The organism is Janthinobacterium sp. SUN033 (assembly GCF_030397595.1).
Taxonomy (GTDB): Bacteria; Pseudomonadota; Gammaproteobacteria; order Burkholderiales; family Burkholderiaceae_D; genus Janthinobacterium; species Janthinobacterium kumbetense.
Map to the genome: position 1 here is coordinate 626339 of NZ_JAPQNV010000003.1, position 26585 is coordinate 652923.

The window sequence follows — 26585 nt, forward strand, 5'->3', positions numbered from 1 at the left end:
CGCTACAGGGCGCCTTCCAGCATCACGCGCCAAGCGCGGTAGGTGCCCGTATCGACCGTGCGCAGCGCGCTGCCCCCGCCATCCGCATACAGGCTGCGCGTGCGGTCTGCCTGCCGCAGCAGGTTGGCGCCCGACACGCGCAGGCGCAGCGTGCCGCTGACCTTCCACAGCGCATACACATCGAGTTCGCGCCGGGCGCCTTGCCAGGCCAGCAGCTGGCCTGACTCGCGCGACGGCCCTCCCGCCTGGTAATGCAGGTTGCCGCCCACGGTCAGCGGCCGGCTGGCCAGCTGGTAGTCCGCCCCCAGGTTGGCGCTCCACGGCAGCTGGCCATCGAGGCGGTTGTGCGGGCCGGGAATGGCATCCACCGCCGACCAGTTGCGCGCCAGATTCGCCCGCAGGTCCAGCGCGGGGGCACGGGGGAACAGCGCCTTCAGCGGCAGCTTCGCTTCCAGTTCGATGCCGCGCACCTGCGCCCTGCCATTGTTGACGGGCGTGGCCACCCAGCGCCCGTTGTCCTGGTACAGCCGGTCCAGCATCACGTCGCGGATGCGGCGCCAGGTGGCGCTGGCACTGAGCATGGCGCCCTCGCCCAGGTAGTATTCATAGGCCGCGTCCAGGCCCCACGCCAGTTCCGGGCGCAGCGCGGGGTTGCCCTGGTTGTCGGGATTCGTGGGGCTATTGCCGTTGTCGACCGCATACGGGCGCGGGATCAGCTGGAAAATCTGCGGCGCCTTGTACGTGCGCGTGACGGCCAGGCGCACCTGGTCCTTGCCTGCGAACTTCCACAGGCTTTGCAGCACGGGACTCCATACCTGCGCGCGCACGTCGACAGGGTCCGCGCCACCGGTGGCGCTGGCCGTGCGCCAGGTTTCCCAGCGCAGGCCCAGGTACAGCGACCAGCGCGCGGAGACATCCCACTCATCCTGCGCGAACAGGGCCAGGCGCCGCACCGTGACCGCGTAGTCCGCGTCCGGCAGGACGGGCGGCCCGCCCGGCTCCAGCTGGCGCTCGCGGCGATACTCCGCGCGCCGCCGGCGGCCCCCGTCCCAGCCCGCCGCCAGCGCGTGCCCCTCGCCCAGCGCCCGGCGGTAGGTGCCGCTGGCCTGCACGCCCACATCGTCCACGCCCGCGTCGACCAGGCGCACATTCGCCGGCCCAGGCAGAGCGCCCACGCCCCGGAACAGGTAATCGCTGCCGCGGTGGTTGACATCGACACCCAGCTTCACATCGAGGCTGGCGCCAGCTTCCAGCTTGCGCAGCCAGCGCAGGTCGCTGCGCACGGTGCTGCTGTCCTGGTCGAAGGCGGCGTCGTTGTCCGGATAGCCGGTATGGCCGCCCAGGTAAGCCGTTTCCACCACATGGCGGCGGCTGGCCAGGCGACGCACATTGAGCAGGCTTTGCCAGGCCAGGCTGTCTTCGCCCGCCAGCGCCCATTGCAGGCGGGGCGCCAGCTCGAACGTGTCGCTGGTCACGCGCTCGGTCAGCGGCATGTGGCGCACCACGGTGGGCGTGCCGCCGGCCGCATACTCGCGGTTCCATTCATCGAGCAAACCCCGGCGCCCCGTGTGGCCAAGCGTGCCGGCCAGCGCGTACGACAGACGCCCGTCCTGGCTGGACCATTGCACGGTGGCGCTGCCGGCGGGCATGCCGTTGCTGGCCGAGCCGCCCAGCTTGTAGGTGCGCTCGCGCCGCTTGGCTGATTTCTTCAGCACGATATTGATGGAGCCGGCGATCGCCTGGGCGGAAAATTCCGCCGTGGCGGCGCGCATGATTTCCACGCGCTCGACCAGTTCCGGGTCCAGCGCGTCCAGCGAAAAACCGGCCGGCACGGGGTCGCCGTCGAGCATGACGAGGGTGTAGCCCTGTCCCAGCCCCCGCAGCTGGAGCTGCCCGCCCTGCCCCGTGCCGGCCGGCGCGCCGATGGTAATGCCGGGCAGGCGCTTCAAGGCATCGGACAGGACGCGGTCGCCCTGGCGTATCAGCTCATCGTGGCCGACGACCATGCCGGCGACGGTATCGTTGCGGCGCTGCTCCAGCTTGCCCGCATTGACCGTCACGGAAGGAAGGGTGTCCTCGGCACGGACGTGCGCCGTCAACGGCAGCGCAAGGCTGCACAGGAAAATACTCAATCGCATGGGAATTCCAGAAAGATGGCGGTTGCCGGATGAATGGTTGCCGGGCCAGGCGCGCCGCACCCGCCCGGCCTGCAGTCAAAAACAGGCGTCAGCGGCCGAACTGCTGCTTGCGCATGCGCAGGGCCCGCGCGCTGGCGTTGGCGTCGAGGCCCGCGAGCCACTGCTGCGGATCCTGCAGGCGCCCGTTGCGGGTGACCTGGAAATGCAGGTGCGGCCCCGTCGCCAGGCCCGTCGCGCCCACCGTGCCGATGGACTGCCCCGCCGTGACGGCCATGCCGGTAGTGAGCGTGACCCGGTCGAGATGGGCATACAGCGATTCGACGCCGCCGCCATGGTCGATGCGGACGGCCTTGCCGAGGCGCGCATCCTCGCTGACGCTGGCGATGCCGTCGGCCGCCGCATGCACGGGCGTGCCCCGCCTGGCGCCCAGATCGATGCCGCCATGGCCTTGCGGCGTGATCTCGCGCACCACGCCAAAGAAGCCCGTCACACGCATGGTATCCAGGGGATTGCGCCAGGCGGTGGGCGCCGGGGCTGGCGCGGCGGGCATGGCTGCCGGCGCGGCAGCCGCCGTCCACGCCAGTGCCGGCTGCAGCGCCAGGCTGGCCGCGCCGATTGCGCACAACAGCAGCACCGTCAGCACCCGCAAGGCGGGAGGCAGCCGCTCCTGCCCGTCGCGCATGCGCAGCAGGCGCTCGGCCATGCCGCCGCCGCCAAACGCCAGTCCCGGCAGCGGCTGGGCCTGCAAGCCCAGCTGCTTGACCAGCGCCGCCGCATATTGCTGGCGCTGGCGCGCGGGGCGGCCGGCCAGGACCTGGCGGTCGCAACCGAGCTCCTGCGCCCAGGCCAGCTTGCCGGCCAGCCAGCGCGCGGCCGGATGAAACCACAGCAACGCCTGCAGCATGGTGGCCAGCAGCAATAGCATGGGATCGCGGCGGCGTGCATGGGTCAGCTCATGGGCGATCACCATCTGCTGCTGTTCCGGCGTAAATTGCGCCAGGTGCGCCGGCAGCAGCAAACGCGGCCGCCACACGCCCACCAGCATCGGCGAGATCGGCGCATCCACTTCCAGCACATCCGTGCCATGCAGGCGACGCCGCTGCGCCAGCCGCAGCAAGGTGCGCAACGTGGCGCGGCCGCGCTGCCAGCGCCATGCCGTGCAAGCGACGCCCAGCAGATAGACGAGGACCCAGGCCGCCGGCACCAGGGACAGCCAGGAAGCGCCGGATGGCAGCCCGGCCGCTGGCGCATCCACGGCCAGCGGCACGCCGGACGCTGCGCTGGCCAGGGAAACGGGCACGCTCAGCTCGGGCACCACGCTCAGTTGCCGCGCGTCAGGCAGCAACGGCAGCACGAACGCGGCAGCCAGCACCAGCTGGGCGCCCAGCCACACGCTGCGCTGGGCCGCCAGCGCGGGCCAGCGCCGTTGCGCCAGGTACAGCAAGCCTTGCAGCAGCCAGCCGCTCAGCAGGCAGGCGGCCGTCGCCTGCAGCAAGGTCAGGGGAAACAAGCTCATCGCTTACTCCTTGCCGTCCAGAGGCCAGTCGTGCAGCAACTGCTCCAGCGCCGCCAGCTCCTGCCGGTCCACCAGCTTGCTGCCTGTAAACATACTGACCGGCAAGGGGCTGTCGATTTCCATCACGCGGCGGCCGAAGTCATGGGCGAACGCAGCCAGGGTGGCCACCTTGTCCGCGTTGGCTTCATACACGAGCACGCCATGCACGCTGCGCTGCAGCAACATGCCCTTGTCCAGCATGCGCTCCACGGTCTTGCGCGTGGACGAAAACGACCAGCCCAGCTCCTCTTCCACGCGGGCGTGCAATTCACGCGCGGACAGCGGCTGCTCTTTCCACAGGGCTTTCAGTAACGATAGTTCGGTGACGGAGGGCGTGCTCATGGCGATTCCTTCTAGTGACTGTTGACACAATTATGCGACAACAGTCACACGCACGCAAGCGCTATTTGCGACACCTGTCGCATGCACTGGCGCCCTAGAACTCGTCCCACGCATCGTCCGCCGGACGCTGTTTCCTGGTCGAAACTTGCGGCGCACGGGGCTGCGCCCCCTTGGCGGGCAGGCGGGCGGCGGGACGGGACGCCAGCGCCGGCGTGGCGGCCGCCTGCGCCGTCTTGAACACGGCCACGGCGTCGGCCAGGCGGGCCGCCCTTGCCCGCCACGGACTCGGCCGACGCGGCCAGGCCATTGGCTTCGTGGGCGTTCTGCGCATTCTGCTGGACCGTGCCCGTCAGTTCTTCCATCGACGACGCCGTCTCTTCCAGCGAACTGGCTTGCTGTTCCGTGCGCGCCGACAGGTCGAGGTTGCCCGAAGCGATCTGGCGCGAAGCCGTGGCGATGGTTTGCGTGCCGCTGCGCACCTCGGTGACGATGCGCAGCAGGCTGACCGTCATGTCCTGCAAGGCCTGCATCAGCTCGCCCGTCTCATCCTTCGAGCCCACTGCCACCGGCACCGTCAAGTCGCCCTGCGCCACCTGCCTGGCCACCTCGATGGCCGAGCGCAGGGGCCGGCTGATATTTCTGGCCAGCCACATGGCGATCATGCCGGCCAGCAACACGGCCACCGCGCCGCCGCCCAGCAAGACCCAGCGCGTCTGCGCCTGCAAGCCCGCCAGCGCCTGCGAACGCTGCGCCAGCAGCGCCGTTTCCGCGTCGCCCACTTCCTTCAGCAACGCGCGCATGGCGTCCATGCCCTGCTTGCCCCTGCCCTCTTTTTCCAGCGCCAGCACGGGTTCGATGGGGGCCGTGCCTTGCGCCACGGCGCGCCGCAGGGCGATCACGGGGTCGAGCGCGCCGGCCAGCCAGGCTTGCTGGGCGGCATCGAGTTTCGCCAGGCGTTGCTGCTGGACGGGATTGTCGCTGGTCAAGGCGCGCGTCCTGTCGAGGTGGCTGCGAAACGAAGTCTTGCCCACGGTGTAGGGTTCCAGCGACGCCTCCGCGCCCGTGATCACGTAGCCGCGCTGCCCCGTTTCCATATTGATCAGGCTTTCCAGGATGGCGTCATTTTCACCGAGCACCTGGTAGGTATGGGTATTGATGGCGTTGGCGTCGGCCAGTTTCGAGAAATTCAAGGTGGCCACTGCGACCAGGACGGCCAGCAGCAAGACAATGGCGCCGAAGCCGCCGTACAGGCGGGTGGCGATGCGAAGGTCGGCAATGCGCATGGTATTCCTCCAGGAACAAGAACCCCGGCAGCGCGGCGATCCCCCCGCGCAAGGGGTGCAGGCGGGAATTCTACCCAGATTTACGCGGGGGCAGCGCGCCCTTGCCGCATTTTTCTTTACTTGCGGCATTGCAAACCTGAAACAAAACAGGCGCGTTTTTGCCATGCTGTTATACTTCGCGTGTGCGGCACATATGACCAGTCCCCTTGCCGCTGTCTTTCGACCCCTAATCTGATTGCCTGCGACTGGCGCCCCACGATGGCGACAGGCCGATCTCACAATAAAGTTACCATGTCCTTTTCCTCCCTCGGATTGTCCGACGCTATCGTACGTGCCGTTACCGAACACGGCTACACCGTGCCGACCCCGATCCAGTCGCAGGCGATTCCCGCCGTGCTGGCTGGCGGCGACTTGCTGGCCGGTGCACAAACCGGTACTGGCAAGACGGCCGGCTTTACCCTGCCCGTACTGCACCGCCTGTCGACGGACGCCAATGGCGCGTCCATCACCAGCAACACCTCGACGCGCCCGATCCGCGCCCTGATCCTGGCACCGACGCGCGAACTCGCCGCGCAGGTCGAGGAAAGCGTGCGCGCCTACAGCAAGTACACGAAATTGAACTCGGCCGTGATCTTCGGCGGCGTCGGCATCAACCCGCAGATCAAGCAACTGAAACATGGCGTCGACATCCTCGTCGCCACGCCGGGCCGCTTGCTGGACCACATGGGCCAGGGCACCGTCGACCTGTCGAAAGTGGAAATCCTGATCCTGGACGAAGCCGACCGCATGCTGGACATGGGCTTCATCCGCGACATCAAGAAAGTGCTGGCCGTGCTGCCGCCAAAACGCCAGAACCTGCTGTTCTCGGCCACGTTCTCGGAAGAGATCAAGGCCCTGGCCGACGGCTTGCTGAACAAGCCGGCCATGATCGAAGTGGCGCGCCGCAATTCGACCGTGGAAGTGATCAAGCAAAAGATCCATCCCGTCGACCGCGACAAGAAGCACCCGATGCTGTCCTACCTGATCAAGTCGAACAACTGGACGCAAGTGCTGGTATTTACGCGCACCAAGCATGGCGCGAATAAACTGGTCGAGCAGCTGGGCGCGGACGGCATCGGCGCCCTGGCCATCCACGGCAACAAGAGCCAGTCGGCTCGCACGCGCGCACTGTCCGAGTTCAAGGATGGCACCCTGCAAGTGCTGGTCGCCACCGACATCGCCGCGCGCGGTATCGATATCGACCAGTTGCCGCACGTCGTCAACTACGACTTGCCGAACATTCCGGAAGACTATGTGCACCGTATCGGCCGCACGGGCCGTGCCGGCGCCAAGGGCGAAGCCGTGTCGCTGGTCTGCGTGGATGAGCACGAAATGTTGAAAGACATCGAAAAGCTGATCAAGCAAACCCTGCCGCGCGAAGTCATCGAAGGCTTCGAGCCGGACCTGAACGCCCGCGCCCAGCCTGTGCAATTGCGCAGCGGCACCGGTGGTCACCGCAACAACAGCCGCGCGCCAGCCGGCGCCGTGGTGCGCGTGAAAACGGGCGGCAGCGGCGCCAAGCCACGCAGCGCCGGCCCATCGGGCGGCGGTGGCGGCGGCAACCGTTCGGGCAATGCGCCGCGTTCGGCGGCGAACCATCGCTCCGGCGGCCGCGGCCGCTAAAACGCGGCCTTAAAGCTACTGCGCGGGGCGCTATTGCGTTTGCGTTGCTCGCCGTACTCTTGTACGGCTGCGCGACTCGACGCAATATCACTCCCGCTCGCTACGCTTTCAGGCCCCGTTTACCTGTATTAAAAATACAATAAAACCGTTCCAGGACTTGCTTCCGGGACGGTTTTTTTATGCACGCCACCATTTGCCGATTTGGGCTAGGATAGTGCCCATCATCCTCACCTGCGTGCTGCCATGCCGAACTTCGCTGCCAACCTCAGCATGATGTTTACCGAACTGCCCTTCCTGGACCGCTTTGCCGCCGCCAGGGAAGCGGGCTTCGATGCCGTCGAATTTCTTTTCCCCTATGCCGTCGAGGCGCGGCAGATCGCCATGCGGCTGGAACGCCACCAGCTGCATCTGGCCCTCTTCAACTTTCCGCCCGGCGACTGGGAACACGGCGAGCGGGGCATCGCCTGCGATCCGCGCCGGGGCGAGGAATTTCGCGGCAACGTGCAACTGGCGCTCAATTACGCGCTGGCGCTGGGGGCGAAGCAATTGCACTGCATGGCCGGCATCGTGCCGCCCGGCATGAGCCTGGAGCGGGCGCGGCAAAGCCTGATTGCCAATCTGCAATATGCGGCCGACGCCTGCCGTCCGCATGGCATCAACGTGCTGATCGAGCCCATCAACCGCTACGACATGCCCGGTTACTTCCTGAACCATAGCCAGCAGGCGGCCGACATCATCGCCGACTGCCAGCGCGGCAATGTCTTCCTGCAATACGACATTTATCACATGCAGCGCATGGAAGGTGAACTGAGCAACACCATCCGCGCCCTGCTGCCACTGATCCGCCACATCCAGATCGCCGACACGCCGGGCCGCCACGAACCGGGCACGGGCGAGATCAACTACCGCCATCTGTTCAAACTGCTGGACCAGGTCGGCTACGCAGGCTGGGTCGGCTGCGAATACCGCCCCGCCAGCGACACCGTCGCAGGACTGGGCTGGCGCGAACAATTGACGGGCACAGCGGGCACGCCGGGCGCCTGATCGCAGCGCGCTTGCGCCCGCACAAGGCGGCCGGCGCAAGCCGGCACGACAATACCTTTCCATACAGTATTTCCTGTCGAGAGGTGCCGTGTCCACCCTGCCTGCCCGCCATCGCCGCGCCCTTTGCCTGAAGCTGTGCCTGAGCCTCTTCCTGGCTGCCGTGCTGTGCGGCTGCGCCACCGCGCGCCCCGAGCTGGCGCAAGTGCGCGCCCTGGCGGCCGGCGCCGATGCCTTGACCGCATTCAACGAACTGGCGCAGCGCCACGTGGACACTTACCAGCGCGCCCGCCCCTATCTGTCGCCGGCCGAAGACGCGCGCGAGCGCCTGCTCGATGCGCAGCGCCGCGCCGCGCAGGCGGACGTGGCGCGTTTGGCGCAGGCCGTGCGCCTGTACCTGCAGGCGCTGGGCCGGCTGGCCGATGCCGATGCGTATGACGTGCGGCCCGAACTGGCCGGCGCCGGCGCCGCCATCCGCGCCTGGCCGGGCAGCGGCATCGACGACCGCCATGTCAGCGCCTACACCTTGTTGCTGCAGCAACTGTCGCGCCTGGGCGGCGCGGCCAGCCAGCAGGCGCACCTGGCGCAAGTGCTGCACGAGGGCGATGCGCCGCTGCAAGCCCTGCTGGCCGCGCTCGACAGCTTGCTGGCGCTGTACGACAAGAGCGGCGACAACGAGCGCGACATGGTGCTCGGCTTGCTCGACGTGGAAATCGCGTATGCGGACACGCCGCAGCAGCGCCTGCTGGCCGTGCTGGCGAAAAACATGCAGCAAAGCAAGACCGAGGAATACCGCCTGGCTGGCCTGTGCCATACCCTGGCACGCCGGCAACTGGCGGCACTGGGGCGCGAACACGCCCAGCTCGCCGCCGCCCTCACCACCACGGAGGCAAGATGGACGGATCGGTAGGCAGCGAACGCCGCGAAGCGGCTCTCAGCAGCGCCATGCGCGTCGAGCAATTGGCCGACAGCCTGTCGCAGGCGGCCGTCACCTTGCACGGCGCCGTCATGCGCGCCATCCGCAAGCGCGCCAGCCAGGGGGGAAACGGCATCAGCCTGAGCCAGGCGCAAGCCGTCTTCGCCCTGGAAGTGGCCTTGCGCCAGCAAGCCAACCAGCTGTATGCCGATGCGGCCGGGCACACGGTGGCGGGCCTGGAAACGGCGCAGCGCCAGCTCAGCGGCCTGCTCGACACGGTGCGCCTGCGCATCGCCCGCAACGACGACGTGCGGCACTGGATCAGCCTGGCGACGAGCTTGTTGCACCTGGGAAGCGCCGTTCTCGCCGGCAATCCCGAGCGCATCCTCGGCGCCCTGGGCAAGGTGCGTGAGCGGCTGCAAGAGATGGCGCCGGACTGATTGAAATCGGCTGGCAAGCGCCTATACTGGGACGTCCCCGCCTGGCAATCGTGCCTGCGGGACGATGACCAGAGGAGACCAACATGCGTATCGAACCGTATTTGCAATTCGATGGAAACTGCGCGCAAGCGCTGGAATATTACCGCCAGCACCTGCATGGCAGCGACCTGTGCCTGATGCCGTATCGGGGCTCGCCAGCCCAGGAGCAAGTCAAGGAAGACTGGTACGACAAGATCATGCACGGCTCCGTGCAGCTGGGGCCGACCATGCTGATGGGCTCGGACGGCGGCTGCGACGAGGGCGCCAAGGGCATGAGCGGCAGCGCGATCTGCCTGACCGTCGACACGCCGGAAGAGGCGGAACGGGCCTTCGACGCGCTGGCGCGCGACGGCACCATCCAGATGCCCCTGGCGGAAACATTCTGGGCCAAGCGCTTCGGCATGCTGAAAGACCAGTTCGGCGTCGCCTGGATGATCAACTGCCTGAAAGAACCAGCATAGAACGGCCGCTGCCAGCCTGCGCCGCGTCAAACGCGGCGCGGGTGGTAGCGCAAGCAGAGTCGCCCATCCTGGACTACCATATAGGACAGACTCTTAACGGGTGATGGCCATGAATGGATTGCCGCAAGACCAGCTGCAGCGCCTGCAGGGCGTGCTGGAGCAACGCAAGCTGGCGTTGCTGGAACAGATCGAGAATGAAGCGGCCGAAGCGGACGCGCGCGCCTCGCTGCTCAATGAAATCGAAGCCTCGCCGGCCGACAACGCCAGCGTGCGCACCTTGAACGCCCTCGTCAGCGAAGCGGCCGAACACAACGTGGCGCAGCTGGCCATCATCAAGCACGCGCTGGCCAAGTTTGCCGACGGCAGCTACGGCCTGTGCGACAACTGCGGCGAAGCCATCGGCCTGTCGCGCCTGAATGCGCGTCCCGAAGCGCGCCTGTGCATCGATTGCCAGACGCGGCTGGAAAAAGCCCAGCGCTGAACAGGGCAGCGGCGCCGCATGTCACCAGCCGTTGCTGCATGACAAAGGGCAAGGCATCGCTGCCCTGCCCCCTGCTTTCCTTCCTTGCTGCTGCCTTGCGTCCCCCGCCAGCTTCTGTGCGCCGGCTGGGTGGACGGGTCTCCTCTACTGCCATTGCCCTGCTTCAAGTATCCGGCTGCATGCCGGATCAACTCATGTGCTGCCCGCCATTGATGGCGATATTCGCGCCCGTGACGAAGGCCGCCTCGTCGGACGCCAGGTAAGCGACCAGGGCCGCCACCTCGTCCGGCTCGCCCAGGCGGCCCAGGGGAATCTGCGGCAGGATCTTCGTTTCCAGGATATCGGCCGGCACGGCCGTCACCATCTGCGTGCGCAGGTAGCCGGGCGAGACCGTGTTGACGGTGATGCCGTGGCGCGCCACTTCCAGCGCCAGCGCCTTGCTGAAGCCGTGCACGCCCGCCTTGGCGGCCGCATAGTTGCACTGGCCAAACGCGCCCTTCTGGCCATTGACGGACGAGATATTGATGATGCGGCCCCAGCGGTTAGCCAGCATCGGTTCGAGCACTTGCTTGCTCATGTTGAACAGGCTGTCGAGATTGGTGCGCATGACCTCGGCCCAGTGCGGCAATTCCATCTTGCGCATGCTCTGGTCGCGCGTGATGCCGGCGTTGTTGACCAGAACGTCGATCCGGCCGAACTTTGCCAGCACGCTTGCCACGGCCTCGCTGCAGGCATCGAAATCGCTCACGTCGACGGCCAGCGGGTGGAAATAATACTGCTGCGCCTGTTGTTCGTCGAGCCAGCTGCCCACCCGCGCATTGCCCGGCGTATGCGCCGCCACGACGGCAAAGCCCGCCCCATGCAGGCGCCGGCACAAGGCCGTGCCCAGGCCGCCCATGCCGCCCGTGACCAGTGCTACCTTTTGTTCCTTCATTGCTGTCTCTCCCCGCTTGTTATGGTTGTTCTGCGTGGGATCAAGTGTAGGTGGCACTTTTGAAGCGGGCATTGCGCCAGATCAAAGGCTGAGCCTGCGTATTGCAGCGTCCGTCTGCGCTGCATCCATGCAGAGACAATTATCAAAATTATACTCCTCAAAGAGGTGATGGCACCTCGACAGGCAGGTCGTGCAAACCTTGCTTGACGGTAAGACTCACAGGGAGAACGCGATGGAAATCCAGGACGACACAGAAGCATTGAGGGACTTGTTCAACGATATCAATCCCGGCATGAGCGACGTGGAATCCGTGCATCAGGCGGAGCTCGATCCACAGCATGCGCTGGCCCTGATGGCCAATCCGAAAGCGGCGCTGAAGGCCATGGGCATCCCCGTCAGCGATGCCTCGCAAGTGCAGGTGACGATGAAGAACCGCGCCAGCCGCGCCATGCCGGAGGTGGCGCAAAAGGCGGCGCAATTGCGGCGCGTCATCGTCATCGTGATTCATTACCGCAACTGCGACGCCGACATCATCATCATCGCCATGAGCTGAGGCAACAAGCACCGGCCGCAGTCGTGCGCGGCCGGCACCCGGGACTGTGCCAGAATGGCCACTACTGCACAGCGAGAGGACAGGCCATGACCTACAAGACCGTATTGCTCCACATCGACGACAGCGCCGGGCGCGCCGCCCGCATCGACGCGGCGGCCAGCATCGCCCAGGCGTGCGGCGGCCACCTGACGGGCGTGGCGCTGACGGGCGTGTCGCGCCTGCTGTACCAGAACCAGCCCGACCTCGATGCGGACCCGAACCTGAGCTTGCACCTCAATTTTCTGCGCGAGCGGGCGACGCGCGCCCTCGACGGTTTCGAGGCGCAGGTGCGCGCGGCCGGCGTCGCTTCATTCGAACAGCGCGTGCTCGACGACGAGGCGGCGGGCGGCATCAGCCTGCTGGCCCGCTATGCGGACCTGGTCGTCATCAGCCAATACAATGCCAGCGATAAATCGCCGTCCGTGATGCGCGACTTTCCCGCCTATGTGCTGCTGCATTCGGGCCGTCCCGTGCTGATCGTGCCGTATGCGCCGCCGCTGCCCCGGCTGGCGCCGCCGGCGGCCGCGCGCAATGTGCTCATTTCCTGGAACGCCAGCAAGGAAGCGAGCCGCGCCGTGAGCGCCGCCCTGCCCCTGCTGCAGCGCGCCGGACAAGTCCACGTGGCCATCTTCGACGCCCAGGTGCATGCCGCCGAGCACGGCGAACAGCCGGGCGCCGAACTGACGCACTACCTGGCGCGCCACGGCGTGGAAGCGCGGCTGCATTTGCTCGATGGCGGTGGCGTGCGGCGCGGCGATATCGGCGAAGCGCTGCTGTCGCAGGCGGCCGACCTGTCGGCCGACTTGCTGGTGATGGGGGCATATGGCCATTCGCGCCTGCGCGAAACCATCCTGGGCGGCGTCACGCGCACGATCTTGCAAAGCATGACGATCCCCGTGCTGATGGCGCACTAGGCGGGCGGACTGATGACAGGACTAGCCGCCCTGCCAGGGCTGGCTGCGGATCTTCGCCACCTGGCGCTGCGCCAGCCACTGCCACAGCTGCAGGGCGGCATCCTGCGGCAGGGCCGACATGTGGCGCGGCGTGGCCAGGGCGATTTCACAATCGCGGTCCGACCACTCCTCGAAAGTGACTTCGCCTCCGCTAGCGACCTCGACCTGATACATCAAGCCATCGTCGTAGCCAAAGCGCAACAGGACGGCGGCCGGGCTGCCGTCCGGCGTGACGGCGCCGCCGCGGTACACCTCGGCCAGCGCATCGGCCAGCTGTGCCGGCGAGGGCGCGCAGATGTCGCGCCCATCGGCCCGTGTCAGAATGAACCATGCCTGTGTCATGACGCGCCCTCCTATCCATACTCGTTAGCATGCGAGGCAAGTACTACGGGCAGTCACCTTGGTCCAGTGTCACTTCGGGCGCACGGAAACTATCCCTGTCGGCATTGTTTACCAATAATTACTCATACTAACAAGGATCATACCTAAATTTCATGCAGCGCGGAATTTATGCATCTTGCGCCACAGAAGCGCCAATTCACGCCACCAGCACGGGAATGCTGAGCGGGTCGAAATCATGCCAGTCGCCATTGGCGATCGTGCCTTCCGCTTCCTCGATATGCTCGGCGCCCAGCCGGTGCAGCGCCTCGAGCGCCCGTTCGCGCTCGTCGAGGCCGCCCAGCGCGACGGCGATCAACATGCCCGGATGGCGTGGCTGGCGGCGGTTTTCACCGTTGTCTTCGCCATTCTTCTCGGCTTCGCCCGCTTCCTTCATCTTGTTGAAACTGTAGAGCGAACCCACGTGGGCGCCCACCAGCGCCCCCACGACCGGACCCAGCGGCCCTGTCGCCAGGGCGGTGGCCGCGCCGATGCCCGCGCCCAAGGCGGCCCCGACGGCCACACCTTCCACCACGCCCTCCGGCGTTTCCTTCGCGCCCGGCGACATGTCGCGGTCGCCGCCCAGCGCGTGCAGATCATGCTGCCCCGGCTGGTTGACAAAAAAGGCGCTGATGCGGCTGTCGGAAAAGCCCGCCTGGTTCAGCGCGGCGCGCGCGACGTCGATCTGTTCCTGCAACTGAAAATGACCTGCGATGATGCGTGACATGATACGGCCCTCCTCGTCGGCTGCTGGCGCACCATGCGCCGCCTCGATAGCGTGCGCCAGACAACGCCAGGATACCGTTCGCTTACGCACACAGCCGCTTACTCCCATGCCCAATCATATGCTCACTCAAGCAGACGCGCTGAAGGGGCTGCGGATATCCGACAGGAATTGTTGTGCACGCGCATGTTGAGGCCGCGCAAAGAAATCCTCGGGCGCGGCCCGTTCCAGCACTTGCCCGTGATCCATGAACCAGACGCGGTCCGCCACTTCGCGCGCAAAGCCCATTTCATGCGTCACGCACACCATCGTCATGCCGCCCTGCGCCAGGCCGCGCATCACTTGCAGCACTTCGCCCACCATTTCCGGGTCCAGCGCGCTGGTCGGTTCATCGAACAGCATCAGCGGCGGCTGCATGGCCAGCGCGCGGGCAATCGCCACGCGCTGCTGCTGCCCGCCCGACAGGGCCGCCGGCATGGCGCGCGCCTTGTGCGCGAGGCCCACCCGTTCCAGCAGGGCCAGCGCCCGCTCTTCCGCTTCCTTGCGGTTCAGGCCGCGCAAGCGCTGCGGCGCCAGCGCGCAATTGTCCAGCACGGAAAGGTGCGGAAACAGGTTGAATTGCTGGAAAACAAAACCGATATGCGAACGGAAGGCGTTCACGTCCAGCCCCGGCGCGTGGATGTCCTGGCCCGCCACCGTGATGCGGCCCGAGGCGATCGGTTCCAGCCGGTTGATGGTGCGGATCAGGGTGGACTTGCCGGAACCGGATGGGCCGCACACGACCAGCACTTCACCCTTGGCGACGTGTTCATTGATGCCGCTCAAGGCGTGATACTCGCCATAGTATTTGTTGACGTTGTCAAAGGTAATCATGCAGCCGCTTTCAAGAGTCGCGCCTGGCGCCGCTCGAGCCAGAAGGCGGCGCGCGACAGGCTGAAACATAAAACAAAGTATGTCATGCCCAACAAGAAATACACTTGCACGGGTTTCGTCAGCACCAGGCCATTGACTTGCGAGGCGATGAACGACACTTCGGCCAGGCCGATGATGTATCCCAGCGAGGTTTCCTTGATGGTCGAGACGAACTGGTTCACCAGGGACGGCAGCATGTGGCGCAGCGCCTGCGGCAACACCACCGTGCGCATGCTGTCCAGATAGTTCAAGCCCAGCGAACGGGCCGCCTCCACCTGTCCACGCGGCACCGCTTGCACGCCGGCGCGCACGATTTCCGCCAGATAGATGCCGTCGAAGATGACGAGGGCTGCCAGCATGGTGCCGAATTGCCCGCTTTCATGGCCGGTGAGGCTGGGCAGGAAGAAATACGCCCAGAAGATGACGAGCAGCAAGGGGATGCCCCGCACCACGTGGATCAGCGCGGCGACGGGCCAGCGCAGCAGGCGCCAGGGACTCAGGCGCGCCAGCCCCAGCAGCAAGCCGAACGGCAGGCTGAGCACCAGCGCCAGGCTGGCCAGCAGCACCGTCAGCGCCAGGCCACCCAGCGGCCCCTCGGGATAGCGTCCCACAAGGAAATACAGCCAGTAATCGTGGATCAGTTCCAGCATCAGGACACCTTCTTTTGCAGCAAGGCCGCCAGGCTGGCGATCACCAGGGAAACGGCCAGATAGGCCACGCTGGCGAAGACGAACGCTTCCACGCTGCGGAACGAGGCCGCTTCCACGCGCTGCGTCTGGTACATCAGCTCGGCCACGCCGATGACGGTGGCGATGCTGGTGTTTTGCCACAGGTTCAGGGTTTGCGACAGCAGCGGCGGCGCGGCCAGGCGCAAGGCTTGCGGCACGATGCACAAGCGCATGGTGGCGAGAAAGCCGAAACCCAGCGCCCGGCCCGCCTCGAATTGCTGGGCAGGAATGGCGCGGATGCCGCTGCGGATGTCTTCCGCCATGTAGGCGGCCGTATATAAGGTCAGGGCCGTGACGGCGCTGAAGGCTTCGATATTGCCGGCATACAAGCGCTCCTTCCAGGCGTCGGGCAACAGTTCGGGCGCGCCGAAATACCAGAACAGGAAGTGGGCCAGCAAGGGCACGTTGCGGATCAGCTCGACATACGCGGCGCCCAGCCCGTTGAGCAGGCGCGACGGCGCCAGGCGCAGCATGGCCACGCCGCACGCCAGCGGCAGGGACAACAGCAAGGTGATGCCCATCAGTTGCAATGACAGCAGCAAGCCGGACAGCAACCAGTCGCGGTAGTCGCCGGCCAGCAAAAAGTTCAGATCAAACATGCGGAAGAGTCAGGCAAGGTTCAGGTGTCGATCTTGTCCGATTCAATTTTAAATGTGCGTTTCTGGAATTTCACATTGCTCGTCGGGCCATACCATTTGAAGAACAGTTTTTCCGCCTCGCCCGACTTTTCCAGTTCCCGCAGCACCTTGTCGACGGCGGTTTTCACGCCCGTCTCGCCCTTGCGGATGCCGAAGGCAAACACTTCCTGGCTGATGTTTTGCGGCAGCACAATGTAATCCTTTTGCGCGGCGCCCAGTTTGGCGTAGTTGTTGAGCAGGGATACTTCATCGTCGACATAGCCGACGCCTTTGCCTTGCTGCAAGCCGAGATAGGCCTGGCCCGCCGTCTCGAACGTCACCACGTCCACGCCGGGCACGGCCTTGCGGATATTCGGTTCCTGCGTGCCGCCCTTGACGGTCAGCACTTTCTTGCCGGCCAGGCCAGCAACCGTCGTGATATTGCTGCTTTTTTTCACCAGCACGCGCTGGCCCGTGTAAAACGTGGACAGGGAAAAATCGACCAGCGCTTCGCGTTCCTTGTTGTGCGTCAAGGATGCCGTCAGGATATCGATGCGGCCCTGCTGCAGTTCGGGAATGCGGGCGGCCACGGCCAGCTGCTTGATCACCGGCTTGACGCCCAGGCCCTGGGCGATGGCGCGGCACAGGTCCACTTCATAGCCGACCAGCTGGCGCGACTTGGCGTCGATGAAACTGTTCGGCTCGTCCGTGCCCAGGGTGCCGCAGACCAGCTCGCCCTTCGCCTTGATCGCGGCCAGCTGGTCCGCTTGCGCCACCTGCGTGAAGGCGATGGAGGTGAAAAGAAGCGCGGCGAAGTGTAGGCGGGTCTGCATGGAATTCCTCTGGTGGACAATGAATGCCGCCATTAGACCGCAGCGCTCTTATTTCCAAAAAGGAATCTTTTCACCCTTGTTTATGCAGAATTCATCTAAGAACACCTATCAAAACCTGCTGCGCGTCGTAATTTGCGGTCTGCGATGCTCACTGGCTCGGCGCCCCCGTACCTTCGTACAGTTGCGCTTCTCAAGCCAACGGGGGCGCCGAGCCTTCCTTCCGCTCGCTACGGTTTTGTTAGGTGTTGTAAGGCGTCATCTAAGGCGCCAGCGCCTTCGTCTCGCCGCCGAGGCGGATGATCGCCGCCTTGGCCCCCACGGCGCCCGGATAGCGGGGGTCGAGCTGCAGCGCCTGGCGGTACGCCTCGACCGCCTGCGGGCGCAAGCCTTGCTCCACATAAAACTCGGCCAGGCTGTCCTGCAGATTCGCGTCGCGCGGATGCAGGCTGGCAGCCGCCTGCAGCACGGCCATGCCTTGCGCCACGGCGCCGCCGCCTTTCAGCCGATACGCTTCCAGGTTCAGCGCCGCCGGACTGGCCGCGCCCAGCGGGTCGCGGGCCAGCGCCAGGCGCAGGGCCGCGAGGGCGGGTTCCGTCTTTCCGGCGCGCAGCAAGGTCAAGCCGTGCAGCGCATGCGCGCGGTCGCTGAGCGGATACAGTTCCACGGCCAGGCGGCTGGCCGCCAGTGCCGCATCCGCCTCGCCGCGCGCGGCCGACGCTTGCACCAGATCAAGCAGCTCGGGCACGAAATCGGGATAGGCGCGCTGGCCGCGGAAGGCCGTGCGCAACTGGCTATCCAGGGCGGCGATGGATGCCGAGGCGGGCGCGGCCGGCCAGGCGATGGCGGCCGTGCGGTCCCAGCTGGCGGCCAGGGCCACGATGGCTTGCTCGAAGGCAGGGTCGAAACGGGGCACGGTGCCGGCCTTTGCATCTTGCGACAAGCGGATATAGTCGCGCGCAAACGCCAGCGCGCCGCCGCGCGAGTAGGTATTCAGGTCGACGCCCGATGCGCGCAATGCCCCGGCCATGCTGGCGCCGGCCGCGAGAAACACGCGGCCGCCCGCGGGATGGCGGGCCGCCTCGATGTAGGCGCGCGCCGCCTGGGCGTCGGGCGCCAGCGCTTGCCGGTTGATGTGCGTGAAGGCTGCGCGCGTGGCGGCCGCATCGGCATACGCCTGATCCGTGCGTTCGGCGTAGGCGCGGCCCTCTTCGAACAGGCCTTGCGCCACCTGGTAGGCGCGCTGCGCACCCGCATCGGCGATATACGTGTTCAGCTGCCACGGTTCGCCCGTGACCACTTCGAACAGGCGCTGCACGAAGGCTTCGGGATTGACGCGCTCGAGATTGGCGGCGACGGCGATGGTGAGCTTGCGCGAAGGAAAGCTGTACAGGTAGGTGACGGTTTCCGGCTGCTGGCCGCCGTGGGCGATGGCGTAGCGCCCGCCCGTCGGCAGGATTTCCCAGCCCATGCCGTAATTCGTCAAGCGGCCCGCGCGCGTGGCCATCGGCTGCACCATGGCGGCCACGCTGGCCGCCGACAGGATCTTGCCTGCGTGAACGCCCCGGCCAAAGGCCAGCATGTCAGGCACGCTGGCGCGCGTGCCGCCGGCCGAAAAGCGGCTGCTGATGTCGACGAATTCCGAATTCTTCAACTCCTTGCCGGCCAGCCGGTAGCCGCGCACGCGGTGGGCGATCACGGCGTCGGGGTCGTCCATCACGGTGGCGTCCATGCCCAGCGGCCCCCACACATGGCGCCGCATGTAGCCGCCATAGCTTTCGCCCGAGGCGCTCTCGATGACGGCGCCCAGCAGGTTGTAGCCATAGCTGGTGTAGCGGAAGCGCGTGCCCGGTTCGGCGATCAGGTCGAACTGCTCGAAGACGGCGATGGACTGGCGCGTATCCTTGTGCTCCTTGAAATGCTGTTCCACCCTGCTGTCGCGGTAGGCGTCGATGCCGCCCAGGTGGCCCAGCAGCTGGCGCACCGTCACGGGAAACGGCTTGACGGGGAAATACGGCACATAGGTTTGCACGGGCGCATCCAGGTCGATCTTGCCCTGTTCGACCAGTTGCAAAATGGCCACCGCCGTCATGGGCTTGGTGACGGACGCCAGCCGGTAGCTGGACTGGGCCGTGGCCGGCACGCGGTTTTCCAGGTCCGCATAGCCATAGCCCTTTACCCATTCCACATCGCCCTGGCTGAAACCGACGGTGACGCCCGGAATGCGCTCCGCGCCCATGCGCCGGGCCGCCCAGCCGTCGAAATCGGCCAGGCGCGCGGCCAGCGCGGCGGAAGGAGCAGCGGGTGAAACAGGGGAAGGGGCGGAGGCGGCCTGCGCCACGCCGCAGAACAGCGCCAGCGCGCCGGCGAAACCGTAGTATTTGCTGCTTTGCATAGTCATGATTCCATGGTGAGGGCCGTGTGCACAGCACGGCGCTGATGCATGGTAAGTGTCTTTCACACGCCGTTGGCGGGCCGTGCACGAAATGCACGTGGCCCGCACGAACGGCACCGGCGTCGATGAAAATGTTGCAAAGGGGTAGCACATGAGCAGCTACAATGCCCGCCATGCCCTCCCTCTTCCGCTACCTGTTGCTGTGCTGCCTGGCCTTGCCCTCGTTCGCCTGCGCCATGCATCCGCTCTCGCTGGACGACGGCTGGCGCACCTGCGGCAACACGGCTTCCGCGCCCGCCTCGCTGCAGCAGGTGGTCCGGCCGGGCCAGCTGCTGTGCGTCGAGCGCGATGTCGCCCTGGCCGCCACGCCGTCGTCGACGCAATTGCTGGTGCTGTCGGCGCTGGCTGCCAGCGAGCTGTGGCTCGATGGGGTCTTGATCGGCAGCAATGGCCAGCCGGCCCGCCAGGCCAGCGGGGAACGCGCGGGCGACGTCGATTTCGCCCTCCACCTGAGGCCGCAGCAATTGGCCATGGGCACGCACCACCTGCGCCTGCTGCTGTCGACGCAGCAGGTGCCGGCCCACCTGGCATCGCCATTCTATGCGCTGTACCTGGTCGACCGGCAAGATTACCGCGCGGCGCTGGCCTGGTACCGGTTGCCGCCACTGCTGCTGGCCGGGGCGCTGGGCGCCGTCGCCCTGCTGTTTCTCGCCTTGACGGTACTGTATCAGCGACAGCGGCACTGGGCCATGTTTGCGGCGCTGTGCCTGGCGGCGGCGCTGCTGCTGGTGGCGGAACTGTGGCGCAGCTTTGCCGGCTATGCCTATCCCTCGCACATGCCGCGCCTGTACGCCGTCAGCGCCCTGACCTGGCTGTTTTCCGCCTTGCTGCCCCTGTATTTTTATACGGCTTACCGCCTGCCCCGCTGGCCGCTGGCGGCGGCGGTGCTGCTGGCGGGCATCGCGCTGGCCGGCGCGCTGCCCACGCATTTCGACGCCCGCTGCTGGCTGATGTTTCTGACGGGCCTGGCGGCGAGCCTGGCGCTCAACCTGGTCGCCCTGTGGCGCCGCCTGCCGGGCAGCCGCGGCGGCACCTTGATCGCGCTGGCTTCGTGCGCCCTGTTCCTGCTGACGGGCAGCCAGTTTGCCGAAGGCGGCTTCGCCCTCGTCGTGTGCTTCCTGCTGCTGCCTGTATGCGCGCAATTGCTGGCGCAGCTATTGCGCGAACGCAGCAAGGCAGCGCGCGCCCAGCAGCTGGAAAACCAGCTCTTGCGCAAAAGCATGCAGCCGCACTTCCTGATGAATTCCCTCAGCCTGATCAGCGAACTCAACGCGCAATCGCCGCAGGCGGCCGAAACCTTCATCGAGGCGCTGGGGGCCGAATTGCGCATGCTCAACGAATTCGCGCAGCAGCCCAGCATTGCCCTGACGCAAGAACTGGCCCTGTGCGAGAATTACCTGAGCATCATGGGCACGCGGCTGCAGCAGCCGTGCCGCTTGCAGCTCGACGGCGAGGCGGCGGGCATCACCGTGCCGCCCGCCCTGTTGCTGACGGCGCTGGAAAATGCGTTCAGCCACAACCGCTACCGCCACGGCGCGGCCTTTATCCTGCGCATCGCACAACATGCGCAAACGCAAATACTTACCTTGCTGCTGCCCGAAGGCGAGGCGCGCGCCCATGCGGGCAGCGGCGTGGGCGAACAGTACATCCGCGCCAGCCTGCACGCCGTGTTCGGCGATGCGGCCAACTATGCCAGCGCACAGCAAGCAGCAGGCTGGCGCCTCACCTTTACCTTGCCGGCGGCGCCATGAATGTGTTGATACTGGAAGATGAACCGCTGATCGCGCAAGGCCTCGAACGCGAAGTGCGCGCGCATTTCGGCGCGCGCCTCGGCAATCTCGTGCTGCATGACAATGTGCCGCAAGCGCTGGCCGCCCTGGCGCAGGAGCAGATCGACTTGCTGCTGCTGGATTTGCACCTGCACGGTGCGGACGGCTATGATTTGCTGCGCCTGGCCGCCGATGCGCGCTTCCAGACCATCATCGTCTCGGCCCACGCGGAACGCTCGATCACGGCCTTCGAATTCGGCGTGCTCGATTTCGTCGCCAAGCCTTTCAGCCGCGAACGCCTGCACAAGGCGCTGCAACGCTATACGGGGCGGCACACGGAAGCGGCTTCGCTGGCCGTCAAGAAACGGGGGGCGCTGGAATGGATCGCCATGGCCGACATCGACCACGTGCAAGCCGATGGCCACTACAGCAATATCGTGCTGTGCAGCGGCGAGCAATGCTTTCACGACTTGCCTATCGACAAGCTCATGGCCCTGCTGCCGCCCCACTTCCTGCGCGTGCACCGCTCCTACATCGTCAACAGCCTGGGTTTCAAGCGGCTGCAGATCGGCGCGGGCGGCAAATACGCGCTCGACACGCAGACGAGCACGGGCATCCCCGTATCGCGCAGCAGCTATCCCGCGCTGAAACAGCGGTTGCTGGGCTGACGTTCCCGCTTACCAGTGCGGTGCGTAGTTGGGGAATGGCGAGGCCATGTGTTCGGGTTCCACGGGCGGCGCCATCCAGTCGCGCGGGTCGACCTTGTAGTACTGCAAGAATTGCGCATACAGTTCTTCATGGTGTTCCGCCATCTGGTACGGCTTTTCAAAGAAGGTTTCCGTGGCCACGGCAAAGAATTCGGCGGGATTGGTGGCGCCGTAATGGTCCATCACGCTTTGCTGCTGGTACATGGCGTCGTGGCGCAGGTTGTCGAAGTCGCGCGACAGCACGGTGGCCCAGCTGCGGTAGCTCGACACGCTGGGCAAATACGGCGCGCCATTCGCGGCGCCCGATTCGCTGTCGAGCTGGTGGGCGAATTCATGCAGCACGACATTGTGGCCGTCGCTCCAGTCGGCCGCGCCCCGCTGCACGTGGTCCCAGGCCAGCACCACGCGGCCATCGCCCCAGGATTCGCCCAATAAACCATTCGCCGACGGCGTCACCACGCCGCCCGGCCCCACTTCATTGCGCGTGACGATGAATTCCGTGGGATACACGAGGATGGTGTCGAGTTCAGGGTACACCTGCGTCTGGCGGTTCAGCAGCAGCAAGCAAGCCTGGCCGGCAATCGTATAGCGCATCTCGTCCGTGATTTCCAGACCGCCGCAGCCGACGAATTTCTTTTGATACAGAAATTGCACGACGAGGCGGCGCAACTGCTCCTGCAGCGGCGCCGGCATATGCTGATAGACGGGGATATTGTTTTCCAGCACGGCCAGGCCTTCTGCCGGCAAGGGTTTCGCCAGGGCCCGCTTCAAACGCCAGCGGGGGAACCACAACGAAAAGACGATGGCCGCCGTGACGAGGGCGATCCACAGCAGCGGGTTCATGCGGCGGCCCGTTTCAGGCAAGGCAGGGGCAGACACGGTAACAAGGCGGCGTAGGCAGACAAGGACAAGCTCCTTCGAATGAACCCCGCATCGGGACGGGCGGGCAGTCCAGCCCACATGGGGTTGATTAACATCTTTTCAATCCGCCAATATCAAAGGGCCGGCTCGAACGCCAAAAGCCGGGTTGCAACCCGGCTTTCATTCTTTCATTACAACGTTACAACGCCTGACAAAACCGTAGCGAGCGGCGATGATTTGTGGCCAAGAAGCGCAACCGTACTCTGTACGGGGGCGCCGAGCCGGTGAGCAGCGCAGGCCGCACGCCGCGCGAGGTTTGATCAGGTGTTACTCTGCAGCTTTCTGCTGCGGCGCACCAAACAGGGCTGCCACCAGCGGATCGCGCGTCACGGGGCCACGGTTGACGCGGATGGCGTAATGCGTGTCATCGGCCAGGATGTGGAAGTGACGGCCGCTGCCTGCCATGCTTTGCTCGCGCAAGCCTGGACGATCCTTGCGCGGTGGCGCGCCTTCGCGTTTTGGCTGGACGATGGCGGCCAGGAAGGCGCGCACGCGCTCAGGGTCCGGCGTCAGCTGGTACACTGCCTTGCCCAGGTAGGTGGCGGTGCCTTCGATGTAGCGGGCCAGTTCGATCACGCCCGCTTCGCGCAGGTCGCGGATGTATTTGCGGGCGCCCGATGGCGAAAACTTGAGGAACCAGGCGATTTCGTCGGCCAGCATCTCGTGCAGCGACAATTCGCCGATCAGCTTTTGCATGTTTTCGATGCGGCGCAGGGTGGCCGACGTCGAACGCACGCGCTCGATCGGTGCCATGGAAATGGGATTCATGCGTTCCGGGGGGATAGGTGCTGCGCGTTCTACCATTTGCGAGCCTTTTTCGGGGCTACGAAGTTCCTGGTGCGCTGCCTTTAATTCGCTCTTCACGTGAGACTGAGTCATTGCATGCATTTGAATACTCCTTTTAAACGATTGCCGGTAGCCCGGATTGTTAAGTTCTTGGCAATTTTTATACCAGAACACCACGAATCCTGAGCGTCTGGGCACAGAATGCCCGTGTCGGCGGCTGCGGTCTGTGCGTTAACGAACATTAGAAGCAAGAAAGTGAAAAATATTGCCCTACTGAATTCTTTCTCTCGTGGCATCTAAAAAAGACATCTGAAAAACCGGCATGACGAGCCTGTGCCGCCATTCATGGCGCAAAGTGAAATAGCGAACAGAAGCGGAAACGCCATTGCAATAAATTCAAGCTTCGCGCGCGGCGCCTGCCGCCCGCATCGCGAATCTTCGACTCTTGCAAAGGAAACATCATGAAAATGCCCGCCCTGTTGGCCGCCGCCTTGCTTGTCACCCTGTCCGCCTGTAAAAAACCGGCCGAGCCGCCCCTGCCCGAAACGGCGCCCAATCCCGCTTCCACCCCGCAAGTGATGCCTGCCCCCGTCACGCCAGCCATGCCGGACGCGGGTTCCGGCAGCACGACGCCGCCTGCGCCGCTGACCGATCCCGCCACCGCGCCCGCCCTGCCACCGGCTACGGCGCCGAAGTAAAGCCTACAGTCGAGGCCAGCACACGGCCTCAGATGGGCGCCCGCGCGGCGCCATCCCTACTCCACGGGGGAGTTACGCGTTGCCAGCCTGTTTGCAACGCGTTTTTTTACGATTGGAGTCGGCCACGCCCTGAAGGTTCACCGGCAGGCCACCCCGAAAATGCGGCAATCCGCACAGCCTTTCCCCTCCTCGTGCGGAAAGACGGAATCCCGCCATTTCCCATTTTCACTAGATTCAAATTAAACCTTTATAAACAATCACTTGCAATAAACGTCAAAATGCGCTCCACTGGCACGGAAGATGCTTTTATATTTTCATAACCGCCGTCAGAGCGGCAGCCCGACCCACTATATAAAACCATCTACCTTTTGGAGACAACAGCATGGCACGCACCTTCCGCATCTCGTCCTTCCTGAACACCAAGGCACTGACCGTCGCCGTCGCACTGGCCGCGCAATTCCCGCTGGCCGTCCATGCAGCCGACCTGGTCCGCCTGGGCAACCTGAAATTCGCCCATTACGGCGCCGTCGCCTACATGAAGGAAATCGCGCCCAAATACGACTTGAAAATTGAAGAGCGCATCTTCGCCAAGGGCCTCGACATCGTGCCGGCCATGATCGCCGGTGAAATCGACGTGTCCGCCAGCGCGCTGGAAGCGGCCATTACGGGCCGCGCCACGGGCTTGCCCGTGTACCTGGTGGGCGGCTTCGCCAAGGGCGGCGTGCAGATCGTCGGCCGTCCCGACCTGAACATCAAGGGCATCGCCGACCTGAAAGGCAAGAAAGTCGGCGTCACGCGCGGCGGCCCGCAGGAAATCCTGCTGTTTGCCGAACTCACCAAGGCCAAGCTGACCTGGTCCGACAAGCCGGGCAAGGACGTGCAGATCCTGTACATGGGCTACCCGGACCTGAACCAGGCGCTGCTGACCAAGGATATCGACGTCATGAGCCAGTCCGAGCCGTACTCGACCCAGGCCATCCACAAGAAATACGGCGCGGCCATCATCAAGCCTTACGACACGCCGCTGGGCGAGCCCGTGCGCGCCCTCGTGATGACGGAAAAAATGTACAAAGAGAAACCTGCCGTGGCCCAGCGCTTCATGGATTGCTTCGTCGCCGCCACGCGCGCCTTCCTGGCCGACCCGAAACTGGCGGAAAAATACGTGCGCGAATCGATGTTCAAGAACCAGATCACGACCGAGGATTACCGCGACGCCATCGACAACGCCATCTTCACGGAAGACATCACGCAAAGCCACGTGCAGCTGACCACCGATTACATGGTGAAATTCGGCGTGGGCCGCATGGCCAAACCGCCTGCGGCACAGGATTGGGTCAAGCTGGACCTGCTGGAAAAAGCCAAGAAATCCTACGCACCACGCTAATCTGAAAGTATCACGATGAATATTCAAATGATGAAACGCTTCGCGCACGGTGCCGCCGTGCCCGTGGCCGTGCTGCTGCTGTGGCAAGCCATGTCGACGTTCGGCTGGATCAACCCGCAAATCCTGCCCTCGCCCGTGGCCGTGCTGGTGAAATGGTATGAATACCTGGTGCCGATGGAAGCCTACACGCCCGAAACGGGCAATTACCTGGTGTGGATGTTCTCCGGCGAACTGCCGCATGACGCCTGGGCCAGCCTGTCGCGCGTGCTGGGCGGCTTTGCCATCGGCGCGGGCCTGGCATTGCCGCTGGGCTTGCTGATGGGCACCAACAAGACCATCTATAAACTGTTCGATCCGCTGGTGCAGGTGCTGCGCCCGATTCCGCCCATCGCCTACATTCCGCTGGCGATTCTGTGGTTCGGCCTGGGCAACCCGCCCGCCTTCTTCCTGATCAGCATCGGCTCCTTCTTCCCCGTGCTGATGAATACCATCGCCGGCGTGCGCCAGGTCGACGGCATCTACATCCGCGCCGCGCGCAACCTGGGCGCCAGCCAGATGACCATGTTCCGCCGCGTCATCCTGCCGGCGGCCACGCCCTACATCCTGGCCGGCGCGCGCATCGGCATGGGCACGGCCTTCATCGTCGTGATCGTGGCGGAAATGATCGCCGTCAATAGCGGCCTCGGTTTCCGCATCCTGGAAGCGCGCGAATATTTCTGGTCTGACAAGATTATCGCCGGCATGTTCACCATCGGCCTGTTCGGCCTGGCCATCGACATGGCCATGAATGCCCTGAATAATCATTTGCTGCAGTGGCACCGCGGCCTGGAACACTGAGA

At 65.2% G+C, this 26585-nt stretch carries 27 protein-coding genes; 13 read left to right on the top strand and 14 right to left on the bottom strand.

The features are described 5' to 3' along the window. Positions 1–2: 2 nt before the first annotated feature. The 4 genes from OX460_RS15875 to OX460_RS15890 form a co-directional block, all read right to left on the bottom strand. The gene (locus tag OX460_RS15875) at positions 3–2138 is read right to left on the bottom strand and encodes a TonB-dependent receptor (RefSeq protein WP_289899222.1); all 2136 of its coding nucleotides are present in this window, start codon (positions 2136–2138) and stop codon (positions 3–5) included. An 88-nt stretch (positions 2139–2226) separates the two neighbouring features. Continuing rightward, positions 2227–3654 carry a M23/M56 family metallopeptidase gene (locus OX460_RS15880; RefSeq protein ID WP_289899223.1) on the bottom strand — a complete coding sequence of 476 codons (1428 nt, stop codon included), beginning with the start codon at positions 3652–3654 and terminating at the stop codon, positions 2227–2229. Positions 3655–3657: 3 nt separating this feature from the next. Beyond that, positions 3658–4035, bottom strand: a complete 378-nt coding sequence (locus tag OX460_RS15885; RefSeq protein ID WP_289899224.1) for a BlaI/MecI/CopY family transcriptional regulator — start codon at positions 4033–4035, stop codon at positions 3658–3660. 44 nt (positions 4036–4079) lie between these two features. After that, positions 4080–5318 (bottom strand): methyl-accepting chemotaxis protein, encoded by a 1239-nt coding sequence (locus tag OX460_RS15890; RefSeq protein WP_289899225.1) that lies wholly within the window; start codon positions 5316–5318, stop codon positions 4080–4082. A 291-nt stretch (positions 5319–5609) separates the two neighbouring features. Here OX460_RS15890 and OX460_RS15895 point away from each other — a divergent pair, with 291 nt between their 5' ends. From OX460_RS15895 to OX460_RS15920, 6 genes are all read left to right on the top strand, one after another. After that, positions 5610–6980, top strand: coding sequence for a DEAD/DEAH box helicase (locus OX460_RS15895; protein WP_289899226.1), 1371 nt, complete (start codon positions 5610–5612; stop codon positions 6978–6980). Positions 6981–7223: 243 nt separating this feature from the next. Continuing rightward, entirely contained in the window at positions 7224–8024 is an 801-nt protein-coding gene (gene otnI, locus OX460_RS15900; protein WP_099664858.1) for a 2-oxo-tetronate isomerase, read from the top strand. Positions 8025–8112: 88 nt separating this feature from the next. Next, entirely contained in the window at positions 8113–8931 is an 819-nt protein-coding gene (locus tag OX460_RS15905; RefSeq protein ID WP_289899227.1) for a hypothetical protein, read from the top strand. Next, entirely contained in the window at positions 8916–9377 is a 462-nt protein-coding gene (locus tag OX460_RS15910) for a hypothetical protein (RefSeq protein ID WP_099664860.1), read from the top strand. Before OX460_RS15905 ends, OX460_RS15910 begins: the two co-directional genes overlap by 16 nt. Positions 9378–9460: 83 nt before the next feature. Next, positions 9461–9877 (top strand): VOC family protein, encoded by a 417-nt coding sequence (locus OX460_RS15915; protein WP_289899228.1) that lies wholly within the window; start codon positions 9461–9463, stop codon positions 9875–9877. Between the two features lie 109 nt (positions 9878–9986). After that, the gene (locus OX460_RS15920) at positions 9987–10358 is read left to right on the top strand and encodes a TraR/DksA family transcriptional regulator (RefSeq protein WP_251350759.1); all 372 of its coding nucleotides are present in this window, start codon (positions 9987–9989) and stop codon (positions 10356–10358) included. Between the two features lie 187 nt (positions 10359–10545). Here the strand turns inward: OX460_RS15920 and phbB are convergent, their stop codons facing one another. Beyond that, on the bottom strand, positions 10546–11292 hold the full coding sequence (phbB, locus tag OX460_RS15925; protein ID WP_289899229.1) for an acetoacetyl-CoA reductase: 747 nt from the start codon (positions 11290–11292) through the stop codon (positions 10546–10548). Between the two features lie 232 nt (positions 11293–11524). Here phbB and OX460_RS15930 point away from each other — a divergent pair, with 232 nt between their 5' ends. Together OX460_RS15930 and OX460_RS15935 are read left to right on the top strand one after the other, a co-directional pair. Beyond that, entirely contained in the window at positions 11525–11845 is a 321-nt protein-coding gene (locus OX460_RS15930; RefSeq protein ID WP_289899230.1) for a hypothetical protein, read from the top strand. Positions 11846–11931: 86 nt separating this feature from the next. Next, positions 11932–12798, top strand: coding sequence for a universal stress protein (locus OX460_RS15935; RefSeq protein ID WP_251350762.1), 867 nt, complete (start codon positions 11932–11934; stop codon positions 12796–12798). 21 nt (positions 12799–12819) lie between these two features. On the opposite strand, the gene OX460_RS15940 is transcribed toward OX460_RS15935, so the two are convergent. From OX460_RS15940 to OX460_RS15970, 7 genes are all read right to left on the bottom strand, one after another. Beyond that, the gene (locus OX460_RS15940) at positions 12820–13179 is read right to left on the bottom strand and encodes a hypothetical protein (RefSeq protein ID WP_077401630.1); all 360 of its coding nucleotides are present in this window, start codon (positions 13177–13179) and stop codon (positions 12820–12822) included. Positions 13180–13375: 196 nt separating this feature from the next. Then, on the bottom strand, positions 13376–13942 hold the full coding sequence (locus OX460_RS15945) for a glycine zipper domain-containing protein (protein WP_099664866.1): 567 nt from the start codon (positions 13940–13942) through the stop codon (positions 13376–13378). Positions 13943–14068: 126 nt separating this feature from the next. Then, the gene (locus OX460_RS15950) at positions 14069–14812 is read right to left on the bottom strand and encodes an amino acid ABC transporter ATP-binding protein (RefSeq protein ID WP_289899231.1); all 744 of its coding nucleotides are present in this window, start codon (positions 14810–14812) and stop codon (positions 14069–14071) included. Continuing rightward, entirely contained in the window at positions 14809–15501 is a 693-nt protein-coding gene (locus OX460_RS15955) for an amino acid ABC transporter permease (protein WP_099664868.1), read from the bottom strand. Before OX460_RS15955 ends, OX460_RS15950 begins: the two co-directional genes overlap by 4 nt. Then, entirely contained in the window at positions 15501–16178 is a 678-nt protein-coding gene (locus tag OX460_RS15960) for an amino acid ABC transporter permease (protein ID WP_289899232.1), read from the bottom strand. The genes OX460_RS15955 and OX460_RS15960 overlap by 1 nt, the downstream gene beginning before the upstream one ends. A gap of 20 nt (positions 16179–16198) precedes the next feature. Then, positions 16199–17029: a transporter substrate-binding domain-containing protein gene (locus tag OX460_RS15965; protein WP_289899233.1), complete on the bottom strand. Its 831-nt coding sequence runs from the start codon at positions 17027–17029 to the stop codon at positions 16199–16201. 259 nt (positions 17030–17288) lie between these two features. Continuing rightward, entirely contained in the window at positions 17289–19427 is a 2139-nt protein-coding gene (locus OX460_RS15970; protein WP_289899234.1) for a serine hydrolase, read from the bottom strand. Positions 19428–19594: 167 nt separating this feature from the next. Between OX460_RS15970 and OX460_RS15975 the strand changes: the two genes are divergently transcribed. Together OX460_RS15975 and OX460_RS15980 are read left to right on the top strand one after the other, a co-directional pair. Further along, the gene (locus OX460_RS15975) at positions 19595–21232 is read left to right on the top strand and encodes a sensor histidine kinase (RefSeq protein WP_289899235.1); all 1638 of its coding nucleotides are present in this window, start codon (positions 19595–19597) and stop codon (positions 21230–21232) included. Then, on the top strand, positions 21229–21918 hold the full coding sequence (locus tag OX460_RS15980) for a LytTR family DNA-binding domain-containing protein (RefSeq protein WP_289899236.1): 690 nt from the start codon (positions 21229–21231) through the stop codon (positions 21916–21918). Before OX460_RS15975 ends, OX460_RS15980 begins: the two co-directional genes overlap by 4 nt. A gap of 9 nt (positions 21919–21927) precedes the next feature. Here OX460_RS15980 and OX460_RS15985 read toward each other — a convergent pair whose 3' ends face one another. Then, a complete protein-coding gene (locus OX460_RS15985) occupies positions 21928–22800 on the bottom strand; it encodes a M90 family metallopeptidase (protein WP_289899370.1) in 873 nt (290 codons plus the stop codon). Between the two features lie 345 nt (positions 22801–23145). Beyond that, positions 23146–23646 (bottom strand): winged helix-turn-helix domain-containing protein, encoded by a 501-nt coding sequence (locus OX460_RS15990; RefSeq protein ID WP_010396453.1) that lies wholly within the window; start codon positions 23644–23646, stop codon positions 23146–23148. 479 nt (positions 23647–24125) lie between these two features. Between OX460_RS15990 and OX460_RS15995 the strand changes: the two genes are divergently transcribed. From OX460_RS15995 to OX460_RS16005, 3 genes are all read left to right on the top strand, one after another. After that, entirely contained in the window at positions 24126–24362 is a 237-nt protein-coding gene (locus OX460_RS15995) for a hypothetical protein (RefSeq protein WP_289899237.1), read from the top strand. A 382-nt stretch (positions 24363–24744) separates the two neighbouring features. After that, positions 24745–25746 carry an ABC transporter substrate-binding protein gene (locus OX460_RS16000; RefSeq protein WP_099664875.1) on the top strand — a complete coding sequence of 334 codons (1002 nt, stop codon included), beginning with the start codon at positions 24745–24747 and terminating at the stop codon, positions 25744–25746. Between the two features lie 15 nt (positions 25747–25761). Beyond that, complete coding sequence (locus OX460_RS16005; RefSeq protein ID WP_099380440.1) at positions 25762–26583, top strand: ABC transporter permease; 822 nt, start codon at positions 25762–25764, stop codon at positions 26581–26583. Positions 26584–26585 lie beyond the last annotated feature (2 nt).